The 12,842-nt window shown below is 57.9% G+C and carries 11 protein-coding genes and 4 pseudogenes; 8 read left to right on the top strand and 7 right to left on the bottom strand.

Annotated elements, in window-relative coordinates:
• The first annotated feature begins 135 nt into the window (after nt 1-135).
• Together dapA and AACY36_RS07610 are read left to right on the top strand one after the other, a co-directional pair.
• Nucleotides 136-999 carry a 4-hydroxy-tetrahydrodipicolinate synthase gene (gene dapA / locus AACY36_RS07615; RefSeq protein WP_339416018.1) on the top strand — a complete coding sequence of 288 codons (864 nt, stop codon included), beginning with the start codon at nt 136-138 and terminating at the stop codon, nt 997-999.
• Nucleotides 1,000-1,184: 185 nt separating this feature from the next.
• A pseudogene (locus AACY36_RS07610) lies at nt 1,185-1,344 on the top strand (cystathionine beta-lyase); the annotation flags it as partial.
• Nucleotides 1,345-1,461: 117 nt separating this feature from the next.
• Here the strand turns inward: AACY36_RS07610 and AACY36_RS07605 are convergent.
• Nucleotides 1,462-3,660, bottom strand: a complete 2,199-nt coding sequence (locus AACY36_RS07605; RefSeq protein WP_339416017.1) for an OsmC domain/YcaO domain-containing protein — start codon at nt 3,658-3,660, stop codon at nt 1,462-1,464.
• A 162-nt stretch (nt 3,661-3,822) separates the two neighbouring features.
• On the opposite strand from AACY36_RS07605, the pseudogene AACY36_RS28245 reads away from it, so the two are divergent.
• The 4 genes and pseudogenes from AACY36_RS28245 to AACY36_RS07590 all read left to right on the top strand — a co-directional run.
• A pseudogene (locus AACY36_RS28245) lies at nt 3,823-4,104 on the top strand (PAS domain-containing protein); the annotation flags it as partial.
• 249 nt (nt 4,105-4,353) lie between these two features.
• Nucleotides 4,354-5,388, top strand: a complete 1,035-nt coding sequence (locus AACY36_RS07600) for a methyl-accepting chemotaxis protein (RefSeq protein ID WP_445261129.1) — start codon at nt 4,354-4,356, stop codon at nt 5,386-5,388.
• 39 nt (nt 5,389-5,427) lie between these two features.
• Nucleotides 5,428-5,925, top strand: a complete 498-nt coding sequence (locus AACY36_RS07595; RefSeq protein WP_339416015.1) for a hypothetical protein — start codon at nt 5,428-5,430, stop codon at nt 5,923-5,925.
• A gap of 126 nt (nt 5,926-6,051) precedes the next feature.
• The gene (locus AACY36_RS07590; RefSeq protein WP_339416014.1) at nt 6,052-6,708 is read left to right on the top strand and encodes a Suppressor of fused protein (SUFU); all 657 of its coding nucleotides are present in this window, start codon (nt 6,052-6,054) and stop codon (nt 6,706-6,708) included.
• Nucleotides 6,709-6,713: 5 nt separating this feature from the next.
• On the opposite strand, the gene AACY36_RS28240 is transcribed toward AACY36_RS07590, so the two are convergent.
• The 5 genes and pseudogenes from AACY36_RS28240 to AACY36_RS07570 all read right to left on the bottom strand — a co-directional run bounded on the left by AACY36_RS28240 (nt 6,714) and on the right by AACY36_RS07570 (nt 10,616).
• Entirely contained in the window at nt 6,714-7,442 is a 729-nt protein-coding gene (locus AACY36_RS28240; RefSeq protein WP_445262852.1) for a methyl-accepting chemotaxis protein, read from the bottom strand.
• 129 nt (nt 7,443-7,571) lie between these two features.
• Nucleotides 7,572-8,342 (bottom strand): annotated as a pseudogene (locus AACY36_RS28235) (MCP four helix bundle domain-containing protein); the annotation flags it as partial.
• Between the two features lie 456 nt (nt 8,343-8,798).
• The gene (locus tag AACY36_RS07580; protein WP_339416013.1) at nt 8,799-9,200 is read right to left on the bottom strand and encodes a DoxX family protein; all 402 of its coding nucleotides are present in this window, start codon (nt 9,198-9,200) and stop codon (nt 8,799-8,801) included.
• A 186-nt stretch (nt 9,201-9,386) separates the two neighbouring features.
• Nucleotides 9,387-9,731, bottom strand: coding sequence for an antibiotic biosynthesis monooxygenase (locus AACY36_RS07575; RefSeq protein ID WP_339416011.1), 345 nt, complete (start codon nt 9,729-9,731; stop codon nt 9,387-9,389).
• 144 nt (nt 9,732-9,875) lie between these two features.
• Complete coding sequence (locus AACY36_RS07570; protein ID WP_339427560.1) at nt 9,876-10,616, bottom strand: SDR family oxidoreductase; 741 nt, start codon at nt 10,614-10,616, stop codon at nt 9,876-9,878.
• A gap of 121 nt (nt 10,617-10,737) precedes the next feature.
• On the opposite strand from AACY36_RS07570, the gene AACY36_RS07565 reads away from it, so the two are divergent.
• A complete protein-coding gene (locus AACY36_RS07565) occupies nt 10,738-11,667 on the top strand; it encodes a LysR family transcriptional regulator (protein ID WP_339427561.1) in 930 nt (309 codons plus the stop codon).
• Between the two features lie 128 nt (nt 11,668-11,795).
• Here AACY36_RS07565 and AACY36_RS07560 read toward each other — a convergent pair.
• Nucleotides 11,796-11,975 (bottom strand): annotated as a pseudogene (locus AACY36_RS07560) (AraC family transcriptional regulator); the annotation flags it as partial.
• A gap of 291 nt (nt 11,976-12,266) precedes the next feature.
• On the opposite strand from AACY36_RS07560, the gene AACY36_RS07555 reads away from it, so the two are divergent.
• Nucleotides 12,267-12,827, top strand: coding sequence for a cysteine hydrolase family protein (locus AACY36_RS07555; protein ID WP_339427562.1), 561 nt, complete (start codon nt 12,267-12,269; stop codon nt 12,825-12,827).
• The last annotated feature ends 15 nt before the right edge of the window (nt 12,828-12,842 follow it).

Genomic DNA, 12,842 nt, shown 5'->3' with positions numbered 1-12,842 from the left:
TCGCTCATGTGACCGGGGCGCGCTGTCCCGTCAGATGAGCTGACAGGGCATTGAGCGCGACGGTCTTCCTCCCTTGCACAATTCCCTCTGCCCTTCTGACGGTGACTCAAGCGGTCAATCATCAGGAGAAAGTGCATGTCATCGTTTCAAGGTATCTGGGTCCCCGTGGTCACGCCGTTCCATGACGGTGCCATCGACTTTATCGGCCTGCGCCGGCTGGTCAGCCACCTGCTGGAAAAGCACGTGGCCGGGATCATGGTATGCACCACCACCGGGGAAGCCGCATCGCTGAGCCGCCAGGAACAACTCGCAGTGCTGGATGCGGTGTTGCAGTTGGTGCCGGCGCACCGCGTAGTCATGGGCTTGGCAGGCAATAACCAGATCGAGTTACTGCAATTCCAGCGTGAAATCCTGCAACGGCCGATCGCCGGTTTGCTGGTGCCGGCGCCGAGTTACATCCGCCCGTCCCAGGCCGGCCTGGTGGCCTTCTTCCACTCAGTGGCCGATGCGTCCAGCGTGCCGATCATTCTCTATGACATTCCCTATCGCACCGGCGCAACCTTCGAGCAGGCCACCTTGCTGACTATCGTCACCCACCCGCGGATCGTCGCGATCAAGGACTGCGGCGGCAACCTGGGCAATACCCTGGCGCTGCTGGCCAGCGGTGAGGTGGATGTGTTGTGTGGGGAAGATGTGCAGATGTTCAACGCGCTGTGCCTCGGCGCGACCGGGGCGATTGCGGCCTCGGCACATAGACGGACTGAAGAGTTTGTGGCTTTGTGCCAGCAGGTGCGGGACAACCAACTGGCCGAGGCGCGGGCGACGTTCTTTGGGTTGCTGCCACTGATCAACACGATGTTCATGGAGCCCAACCCGGCACCGGTTAAAGCGGCGCTGGCCTTGCAGGGCTTGATCGGCAGCGAGTTGCGGGCGCCGATGCAAGCGGCCGGGGCTGACGTGATAGCACGCTTGCAGCAGCTGCAGAACCTGGCCGGCTGATGCGCCAAAAACAGGCAGCCAGCGGAGCGTCCGGTTGCGACCGGACCGATCCCGGCCTATCGTCGAACGCAGGCTGTGCCTCTTGCTGTCCAACCCCTCCGTATCCCGGTGACGACATGCCCGCGCTACCGCGCCCCGCTGTCCTCGAGCTTATCGGCAACACGCCGCTGGTTCGGGTCAGCGGGTTCGACAAGGTGCGCCAACGCAGCGCCGGGCACCGCTTCAGCTTTGTCGACCTGGGTGATTTTTCGGCGTTTGAGGCCAGCTTGCAGGACGACACGCGCAGGGTCTGTGTCGAGACCCAACCCCCTGCTGAGCCTCACCGACCTTACCCGGGCCTGGCGTCCCATCCGCAGCGTGAGCTGGCACGAAAACAGATGCGTGGGTTTGGCGCAGGCCCTGGCAAAAATCTAACAGCAGAAACCGATCACATGTGGGAGCTGGCTCCCACAGGCGTTTGCGTCAGGCTGAGGTGATGTTGGCCCGCGCCGAATGCAGCTTCTTGTAACTCTCGATTAGGCGCTGATGCCGCTCCAACCCTTCCAGCTTCATACTGGTCGGCGTCAGGCCATAGAACCGCACATCGCCCTTCACCGAACCAATCACCGCGTCCATCCGCTCGTTGCCAAACATGCGGCGGAAGTTGGCTTCGTAATCCGCCCGTTCCAGGTCGTCGTCCAGTTCCATCTCCAGCACCGCATTCATCGCTTGATAGAACAGGCCACGCTCAGCGGTGTTGTCGTTGTACTGCAGGAACATCTCCACGCACTCTTTGGCTTCCTCGTGTTGCTGCAAGGCGAGGAAGATCAGCAGTTTCAACTCCAGAATGGTCAACTGACCCCAGGCGGTGTTGTCGTCGAACTCGATGCCGATAAGGGTGGTGATATCGGTGTAGTCGTCCAGCTCGCTTTCGATCAGACGCTCGACCAACGCGTGCAGCTCTTCCTCATTGAGGCTGTGCAGGTTGAGGATATCCGCGCGGAAAAACAGCGCCTTATTGGTGTTGTCCCAGATCAGGTCATCCACCGGGTAGATTTCCGAGTAGTCCGGCACCAGGATGCGGCACGCGGTGGCGCCGAGGTGTTCGTACACCGCCATGTAGGTTTCTTTACCCATGCCTTCAAGGATGCCGAACAGCGTCGCGGCTTCCTGGGCATTCGAGTCTTCGCCCTCGCCGGAGAAATCCCACTCAACGAACTCGTAGTCCGACTGGGCACTGAAGAAGCGCCACGACACTACGCCGCTGGAGTCGATGAAGTGCTCGACGAAGTTGTTCGGCTCGGTCACCGCCTGGCCTTCGAAGGTCGGCTGCGGCAGATCATTCAGACCCTCGAAACTGCGGCCTTGCAGCAGTTCGGTGAGGCTGCGTTCCAGTGCCACTTCCAGGCTCGGGTGCGCGCCGAAGGAGGCGAAGACGCCGCCGGTGCGTGGGTTCATCAGGGTCACGCACATCACCGGGAATTCACCGCCCAGTGACGCATCTTTCACCAATACCGGGAAACCTTGGGCTTCGAGTCCCTGGATACCGGCGAGGATGCCAGGGTACTTGGCCAGCACCTCGGCCGGTACGTCCGGCAAGGCGAACTCACCTTCGATGATTTCACGCTTCACCGCGCGCTCGAAAATCTCCGACAAGCATTGCACCTGGGCTTCGGCCAAGGTGTTGCCGGCACTCATACCGTTGCTGAGGTAAAGGTTTTCGATCAGGTTGGACGGGAAGTACACCACCTCACCGTCGGACTGGCGCACGAATGGCAGCGAAACAATCCCGCGCGCTTCGTTGCCGGAGTTGGTATCGAACAGGTGCGAGCCACGCAGTTCGCCATCGCGGTTGTAAACCTTGAGGCAGTAAGCGTCGAGGATTTCGCTTGGCAGCGCGTCCTTGGGACCTGGCTGGAACCAACGCTCATCCGGGTAATGCACGAACGCTGCATTCGCCAGCTCTTCACCCCAGAACTGGTCGTTGTAGAAGAAGTTGCAGTTGAGCCGCTCGATAAACTCGCCCAACGCCGACGCCAAGGCGCCCTCTTTGGTCGCCCCCTTGCCGTTGGTGAAGCACATCGGCGAATGCGCATCGCGAATGTGCAGCGACCAGACGTTGGGCACGATATTGCGCCACGAAGCGATTTCGATCTTCATGCCCAAGCCGGCGAGAATGCCGGACATGTTGGCGATGGTCTGCTCCAGTGGCAGGTCTTTGCCGGCGATGTAGGTGCCGCCCTCGGCCTTAGAGCCTGGCATTAACAACGCCTGGGCATCAGCGTCCAGGTTCTCGACTTCTTCGATGACGAACTCAGGCCCGGCCTGCACCACTTTTTTAACCGTGCAACGGTCGATGGAGCGCAGGATGCCCTGGCGGTCCTTGTCGGAGATATCCGCCGGCAACTCGACCTGGATCTTGAAGATCTGGTTGTAGCGGTTTTCCGGGTCGACGATGTTGTTCTGCGACAGGCGAATATTGTCCGTGGGGATATTGCGTGTTTCGCAGTACAACTTGACGAAGTACGCCGCGCACAACGCCGACGACGCCAGGAAGTAATCGAACGGCCCCGGTGCCGAGCCATCGCCTTTGTAGCGAATGGGCTGGTCGGCAATCACCGTGAAGTCATCGAACTTGGCTTCAAGCCGGAGGTTGTCGAGAAAGTTGACCTTGATTTCCATGGGGGCACACCAGAATAACGGCTAAACAAAAATGGCCGCCATTATGAGGGGTTTCATCCGCAAGTTTCAGGCTTTTGACCAGTGGCTGGCGAATTAGCCAACGTGTATTAACCTTTTTGCAGTTGGCGCCGATGGCCTGAAGGCAACCAGGGAGTAGTCTGAATGCGCAATAACCAGCCTGTAACACAACGCGAGATTTCCCTCGCGCCGCAACAAAAACTCATCTCCGCCACGGATGTGCGCGGCGTCATCACTTACTGTAACGACGCCTTTGTCGAGATCAGCGGCTTTGAACGCGCCGACCTGATCGGCGCGCCGCAGAACATCGTACGTCACCCTGATGTGCCCCCCGCGGTTTTTGCGCACATGTGGAGTGCGCTCAAACAAGGCCAGCCGTGGATGGGCATCGTCAAGAATCGCTCGAAAAATGGTGACCACTATTGGGTCAACGCTTATGTCACGGCGATTTTTGAAGACAATAAGGTTGTCGGCTTCGAGTCAGTGCGGGTCAAGCCCAGCGACGACGAAATCCGCCGGGCCCAGGCCCTGTATCAGCGTATCAGCCGGGGCAAACCGGGCGTGCCACGCCAGGATGCCTGGCTGCCGGCCGCCGTCAGCTGCGTGCCTTACGTGGCAACCGGACTGGCTGGCAGCCTCGCTGGATTATTCCTCAGCGCACCGCTGGCCATTGCGGTGGCCGTCGCCGTCGCCGTGCCGGTCGGTATGCTTTGCTCACGCTGGCGCCAAGGCAGCACCTTGCGCCTGTTGCAAGGTGTCGAACCCTCGACTTCGGATGCGTTGATCGCGCAGATGTACAGCGACGCCCGGGGGCCACAGGCACGCTTGGAAACAGCGTTCCTCAGCCAGAGCGCGCGCCTGAAAACCTGCCTCACCCGCCTGCAGGACAGCGCTGAACAACTAAGTGCCCTGGCCGGGCAATCCGATCAGTTGGCCACTGCCAGTTCCAAGGGCCTGGACCGCCAGCGTGTCGAAACCGAACAAGTCTCCGCCGCCGTCAACCAGATGGCCGCGACCACTCAAGAAGTCGCCAGCCACGTACAGCGCACTGCGGATGCCACCCAGCAAGCCAACGTGCTGACCGGACGCGGTCGTGAGGTGGCGCGGGATACCCGTGAAGCCATCGAGCGCCTGTCCACTGTCGTCGCCGAGACTGGCGTCACCGTGGCGCAATTGGCCCGGGACAGCGACGAAATCGGCAGCGTGGTGGATGTGATCAAAGGCATCGCCGACCAGACCAACCTGCTGGCGCTCAACGCGGCTATCGAAGCGGCCCGCGCGGGTGAAATGGGCCGCGGCTTTGCCGTAGTCGCCGACGAAGTGCGCCAACTGGCGCAACGCACCTCCCAATCCACCACCCAGATCCACGGGCTGATTACCCAGTTGCAAGTGTCCTCCAACAACGCCGTGAACAGCATGGCAAACGGTCAACGCCAAGCGCAGGAAGGCGTCGCTTGGGTGCTCGAAGCTGACCAGGCTCTGGTAGGCATCAGCGAAGCGGTGTCCCATATCACCGACATGACCACCCAGATCGCCGCCGCCACCGAAGAACAGAGCGCGGTCGCCGAGGAGATCAGCCGCAACATCACCACCATCGCCGAACTGGCTGACCAGACCTCGATACAAGCCCATCAATCCACTGACCTGAGCAAGGAGCTCACGAGTACCGCATCCACCCAATATGCGTTGGTTGAGCGGTTCAATCGCTGATCAGCAGTCATCCAGCACCCGTCATCGAAACGACGACGGGTGCCCGCCGCAGACGATCAACCCTTCGTACCCGATGGTCCCCCCCTGACCTCTCGCCGCGGCAGCCAATCCCCTCCGGATGACGAGTGGCTCAACCTAGAGCTGGAATATGTCGACGACGACGGTAAAGTCAGGAAAGGCCATGCTTACTTTGTTGGTACCAATCCGACGTGGAGCTTCTACGACTACATCAGCGCAACCGCGTCCAACGGTCCGAAAGCCAAGTTCAAGAAAGTCTCCAACGATGGCAACTTCTTAGTCCTTGAGACTCAGGACGGCAACTCTCTGTCCTGCCGAGCGGCCCCTCGCTGGTGGGTTTACCGCTCCTCGGCCTACCCGTTAGGCTGGGAGATTGTTGACGGGAAGTTGTACACCAACTATCACGACGGCGCCGTAGGTACAGTTCACCAGCGTAATGGTGCACCGGATGCCTATTACTTGCGCTTGAATGGTGGAAATACGCTGACAAACTGCAAATGGGTCAAGGCCGACAATTGACCGCTCTGTAGCCGGCAAAGGTGCCCGTTTACCGGTCACCTTTGCCGGCGTCAACGTTCCCCCTCACCGGCCGCCTGCCACCCCGCATGGGCGTGCGTGAGTTGATGCCTGACCACGCTCAGCTCGGTGGAAAAAGGGTTCTCCGGCCGCCCGCAAACCGCCAACCTCAACGCACGCCTCGCCAGCGCGGAATGCCTGGACCAGCACTGGCAGTCCGTGGGCACCGTCGAAAAAGACGTCCTCGCCTACCTGATCAGCCCAAGCCTCACCGGCGGCCCCTACTGGCCCTCCACCCGTCAGGCCTATCGCGTGGTGCGCCGAGACCACAGCATCGTGCTGGCAACCGACGGTTTGTCCGACCCCTTCGACGACGCCGAAGGCCTGGGCAATGGCTTCGAAATGGAGCTGTTCCTGGAAACCGCCGACATCCCTGAAAACGCCGAAGGCACACTCGGCGACGTCGACCCACTGCGCCACAGTTGGGCATTCGAACTGCTCGAACACGTCGCCAACGCTGGCGGCATCACCCAGCAACTGGAGAGCCACGGCGTACTCTCCCTGGAACTGCCCGGTTTCAGCCAATCGCACTTGATGAGCGATCAACTGCCCCACTTGTTTGTCACCACTGACGACGCCGCCGGCGTACTGCTCGGCGGCCCAGCTCCAGACTTCCCTACCCGCCTCGACGACATGCCGCTGTCCCCGGTACAACGGGTGCCGGTGGTGCTGATCACGGCTGCGGAGTTGGAGTATGTGCGTGCCGGTGGGCGCGCGGCGCACTAGCCCCCCTACATATGAAACTGCTTCACGAGCCTATTCAATTCGACCGCGAGTTTGGTCAGTTCAGACGTTGCAATAGCGGTCTGACTTGAACCCTCTGAAGCTTGACTTGATAGATCTCGGATGCTTATCAGGCTGCGATCCACCTCCCTGGCAACCTGAGCCTGCTCTTCCGATGCAGTTGCGATCAAAACATTGCGCTCGGTGATATTATCGATAGAGTCGGTGATTTCCACCAAAGCAGTACCGGCGCCTTGAGCTGTGTCAAGCGTTCTCTGAGCTTGGGCGTTGGTGTGGGTCATTGCCGAAACAGCCGCTCCAGTGCCTTTCTGAATCGAGCTGATCATCTGTTCAATCTCACTGGTCGACTGCTGCGTACGATGAGCCAAAGCCCTTACTTCATCCGCCACTACCGCGAAGCCTCGACCTGCCTCACCGGCACGAGCAGCTTCGATAGCAGCATTCAATGCAAGAAGATTGGTCTGCTCGGCGATAGCCCGTATCACATCCAGAACCTTGCTGATGTCGGTCGCCATCACGGCGAGCCCTTGTACTTCTTGGGAAGCGTCTTCAACATTTGCGACCATTAAGCTGATGGCCTGAACGGTTTCATCTACGCGTGCACGACCTGCCAATGCGGCGGAGTTGGATCGATTGGCTGCTTCGGAGGCTGCTGAGGCATTTCTAGCCACTTCCTCTACGGCTGCGCTCATCTCGGTGACGGCAGTAGCGGCCATCTCGACCTCGTTATTTTGGCGCAGCATGCCTTTATTAGCATCCTCAGTGACGGCATGCATTTCTTCAGAAGTAGACGCTAACTGGCTGGACGAATCAGATATCAAAGAAAGCGTATTTCGCAGCCCCTGTTGCATGGCCTTCAAAGCCTGCATGAGCCTGGCAACTTCGTCGCTTCCTTGCACCTCAATGACCTCGCTGAGATCGTTTTTGGCAATACGCTCAGCGATGGCCAGTGACTGGCTGACCGGGCTAGTCACGCTGCGGGTATACATCAGAGCGAGAGTAATGGCAGCCAATGTGCCGACCAAGATAAAGCACCCAACAATAATTTTGGCCTGGTCGTAGATGAGAGTAGCTTCCTCGCCTGCTTTTTTAGCTTTGTTGGTGTTCAGTTCAATAAGTTTCTTTATATCCCGCTCCACAGTGTCTGCCGATTGCTTCATTGCTTCGTTAGACAATTTCACAGCGTCATCAAGACTGCCAGAAGAAATAAATGACAGGTATTGATCTTGTACTTTTTGGTAAGCGGCATAGCGTTGAGACAATTCACCGAAAACCTGTTTTCCCATAGCGGTGACTATGTACGGCTCAAGCGTCGAAAGTGTTTCTTGGACGCTTGCTTGGGCTTTCCTTACGTCCTCAAGTGCTTCTGTTTTACGATTTTCTGGCTCGACAGGATTACGCAACCGCGCGTTGCTGCCTCTAATACTTATAAAATCCCGGTCAATCGTTCCCAGCAAAGAGATGCTAGGCACTACGTTGGTTTCTACGAACTTTTCAGAAGCGTTCAAACTTGCCATCTGCTTAAGGGCGATGAGCCCCAACGCAATAATCACTAGGCAAAATAACCCGAAGCACAGGGCCGAGCGTGGAGCGAGATTGAGCTTGCGCAGAAACATAGGAAAACCTCTCTTCGTTTTATCTCTCTCGACGCTTCTGAACAGACCTGAAGCGCCGCTCGTCGCCCACATGAAAACAGTCCATAAACGCGAGCGTTCAAAGAAAAAAAATATGTATCTAAATGTTATGATTGTTAGTTCAGAGCCTCAAGTCGAAGGCTAACTAAGCTAAGTATGGTCTGAAGTAGCCGCCTATTTTTCGGCGACTGAGCCATCGGCGCTTTCAAAAAACGACAGCCGTTCAAAATCGGTCAAATCTGCCGACTGTTTCATTTTTTTGCTGCTGCGAGTGCCTCCTAGCAGCCATTTCCCCCACCACGCAGTGCACCAGCCCTGACTCATCAATGACACCAATGTGAGCTTTGGCACCGGCCTTACTTTTTCAGCATGAGCGTTGGACGGCCGAAGGTTTGGAAAAAGCTGACGCGGTGACGTAGCGGAGCCTAAAAAGCACAGTCAGAACGTGTATTTCAATTTGCGATCCAGTGCCAGGCTGCCGCTGCCACGCACAGCGATGTACAGGGCGAGAAACGTCATCAGTACCGGGTATTCAATTCCCCGGTCGACCCACGGCCACGTTGGGCCGAGAGCGCAACTGATCCCTACCATTTCCAGAGCGACGATCAGAGCAACTGGTCGTACCCACAAGCCAACGGCGAGCATAAAAGCACCCAGGGTCTCCAGTAGCATGACAAGAAACGCAAGCTCACTGGCGAACGGCAGCCCCAGGACGTTCTGCATAAGGTTGATGGAGCCTTCCATGGGATTTGCCATGGAGCCATGCGATGTTCCTAACGCTTTCGGCAGGCCGTGAGTAAACAAAATAGCACCGAAGGCCGCGCGCAAGACGGCATACATGACCGCCTCTCCCCGCGCATACAGGGGCGCTAGCGCTGGGAACAACAGACGCTCCTGGCGGCTTACACTCCCAGTTGACAGCTGAACATCGTGTATTGATTTTTTCATATCCATACTCCTTAAAACCATTAAGCAAGCCCCGCCCCGACTAGATATAAATCCCGGTGGTTGCGAGGCGTTCTAGGGTTAGGCACTTAACGTCCCTGAGTTGGGGAATGCGTTTGCAGTGACCTTTTTAACCGACCTGGGGCCCAGCAAGTTGATCAGTTCACTGAGCGCAGGGTGGCAAAAGTGGCGCTCCATGGCCTGAGGCGACTCCCACAGGCCGGTCATAATCCAAAGGTCCTTTTTCGTATGACTTTGAAGCGCTTGATAAGTGATGCATCCAGGCGAGCCCAGGATGGTTGTCGCCAAGGATGACAAACGCGACTCGCACGACGATGACGCCTCGGTCTGCACGTGGACTTCAATAATGCTGATCGCTTCAGTCACAGCGGTATTGCTCGATGACTCGCCCGTTTCAGTCAACATTTCGCTTCTCCGGATACCTGCGGGGCGCCACCACCGTCAGTCGTGCGCATGCTGGCGTAGACAATATGGCGCGCATCGCGCCGAACCCACTGGATGCTCCGGTGATCAGAATAACTTGGCTCATGACATGACTCCTTGGTTGACTTAGGCGAAACCGCCATTGCTGCGAAGTACTTGCGAATTGATCCAGCCGCCGTCCGGTCCTGCCAGGAAGGCCACCGCACTGGCGATGTCCTCTGGGGTTCCCAAGCGTTCCAGCGGCGCAAGGTTGGCGATCTGCGCTATTTGTTCCGGGCTCTTGCCCTCAAAGAACAAATCAGTACCGACGGGTCCGGGTGCAACGGCGTTGACTGTGATGCGACGACCTCGCAGCTCGTTGGCAAGCACGTGTACAAGTCCTTCAACGCCTGCCTTTGACGCGATGTAGGGACCGTAGGAGGGGAACGATTTGGCGATCACGCTGGTGGACAGCGCGATAATGCGACCGCCGTCATCGACATGCGCAGCCGCTTGACCCAGTACCAGAAACGCACCGCGCAGGTTGGTGGCAATGACTGTGTCGAAGTCAGCCAGACTGCTTTCTCTGATGGTCGCCATCGGCATAATGCCTGCGCTGTTGACCACGACATCAATCCTGCCGAAAGCCTCTTTGGCGGCCGTGAACAAGGCAGCCACGTCCTCCGGATTGCCGACGTCACCCTTGACTGCGATGGCCCTGCCGCCGACAGACTGGATCGCTGCAACTGTTTCTTCTGCCTTTGCGGTGTTGTGAGCGAAGTTGACCACCACAGCAAAGCCGTCGGCGGCGAGGCGCATGGCGATGCATTGGCCGATGCCACGGGAGCCTCCGGTAACAAGGGCCGTTTTCAAACTATTGTCAGTCATACAGGACTCCTGATTTGCAAGTCAGTGGGCGACGATGCCCTTGAGTCCTATGTTGCTTGTTTGCCAGAACTGGATAAATACAGCTAAATGGCCAACAAAATTCCACCAGGAACAACAATAGATGGATCGCTTCGATTCACTCCAGCTGTTCGCGCGTATCGTTGAGTTGAGCAGCTTCAGCCGCGCAGCGGCAGCGCTCGACATTCCACGTGCCACCGCGACTCACGCCATCAAAGAGCTGGAAAGTCGACTGGGGATTCGACTACTGGAACGCACCACTCGGCATGTACGACCGACAGTCGACGGGCAGGCGTTCTACGAGCGATGTGTTTTCGTGCTGAGTGAACTGGACGATGCCGAGTCATCATTGCGCCACGTAGCGTCTAATCCGCAAGGATTGCTGCGCGTGGATATGCACGGTACTCATGCGACCAAGATTGTGCTGCCAAGGATTGATGAGTTTCGGGCGCGCTATCCAGGAATCGAATTGACAGCCAGTGGTGGTGATCGCTTGGTGGATCTCGTTCGGGAGGGGGTAGATTGCGTCGTGCGCGCAGGCACCCCCCAAGACTCGACGCTGGTAGCCAGGCCTCTTGCGGTGATGCCCCAGATCATTTGCGCGAGTCCTGAATACCTGACGCGTTTCGGCAGCCCTAAAAAACCTGAAGATTTGGCCGTGCATCAAACAGTAAAGTTCTTTTCGAGCAATGGCTCCTCGAATCTTCCTTTGGAATTGGTCCTCGGTGGCCAGATACGCCAGTTCACACTCAATGGCTGGATGGCAGTGAACGATGCTGAAAGCTACGTCGTATGTTCATTGCGTGGCTGCGGTCTGATTCAGGTGCCTCGTTACCACATTGAAGAGTATCTGGAAGCGGGGCGCCTGGTGGAAGTCTTGAGCGACTGGAAGAGCCCCGGCCTGACAGTTTCTGCCATGTACCCGCATCATCGGCACCTGTCGCCACGGGTACGCGTTTTCATTGACTGGCTGGGTGAGATCTACAGCGACATGTTTGGCACACTTCCAGCCAACTACTTGCAATCGACTTGAGGCGCTGGGGTGTCCAGTCGCGATGAGCTTTGTGCGATGCCGGCATGTGTTCGCTCTGGGTGCTGTAGGCGCCGCGCGAGCAACAGGTGGGTGGCGACCCGGCGATGTCCGTGCAGGATCTCGACGGTAAGTTGCACATAACGTGAAACCGGCACGCCTACGAACGCACTGAATTGTCGATGGAAGTGAAACGTCGAAAAGTTCGCCACCTGGCTTAACGCCCTCACCGACAGGTCGCCTTCGAGATTGGCATCTCTGTAGGCGAGTACGGCGTTGAAACGTTTTGTGTAAGCGAAATGGGTCGGCATGTAGGCACGGGAAAAAGCTCCTGGAAGTACGGCCATCAATAGAGTCGACTATAGCGTCGTGAGCACGCCTCGCCGCATTTGCTAAAGACACGCTTTGGGTTTGCCGATGCGATCCTCTTCCAAGGCGATTTAAAGGGCGGGGCAGTTCAACAATGAGACGGATCGAGCGGGCGTACCGACGCAGTGGTGCCGTACGCCGAGGCTCAGTTAAAGCTGCCCAGGTAGGAAATCGCTGTCTGGATGCCCACATCGGCTGTTATGTTTCGAGCCTCACGAGCAAAGGGAAGTGTCATGAAACCGCCAGCAACCAACGCGGCACTGCTGATCATCGATATGCAGCAAGGCATGAACCAGCCGAAGCTGGGGCGTCGCAATAACCTCGACGCCGAAGTGCAGATACAGCGTTTATTGAGCGCGTGGCGCCAATCCAACCGTCCTGTCGTTCACATCCGGCACATATCCCGCTCACCCGTCTCGGTATTCTGGCCGGGCAAGCCGGGCTGTGAGTTCCAGCCCGCGCTGCAACCACTGGCGCATGAGCATGTGGTGGAGAAGAACGTTCCGGATGCCTTCACCGCCACCGGCCTGGAGCGCTGGCTGCATGCACGCTCGATCCGGCAGTTGGTGATCGTTGGCGTGATCACTAACAATTCCGTCGAAGCCACGGCGCGCTCTGGCGGCAACCTGGGTTTTGCTGTGAGCGTGGTGGCGGATGCTTGTTATACGTTTGATCAGACTGATTTATCCGGACGGCTGTGGCCGGCGGAGGATGTGCATGCGTTGTCGCTGAGTAACCTGGCGATGGACTACGCCAAGGTTGTGGACGCCTCCGTAGTCCTGGGCGGGCTATGAATAGTTGGCGCGTCG

It is taken from the genome of Pseudomonas sp. EA_15y_Pfl1_P101 (assembly GCF_963970835.1).
Classification (GTDB): Bacteria; Pseudomonadota; Gammaproteobacteria; order Pseudomonadales; family Pseudomonadaceae; genus Aquipseudomonas; species Aquipseudomonas tritici.
The sequence above is the reverse complement of the archived record's forward strand: the minus strand, read 5'-3'. Positions and strand labels throughout refer to the sequence as shown.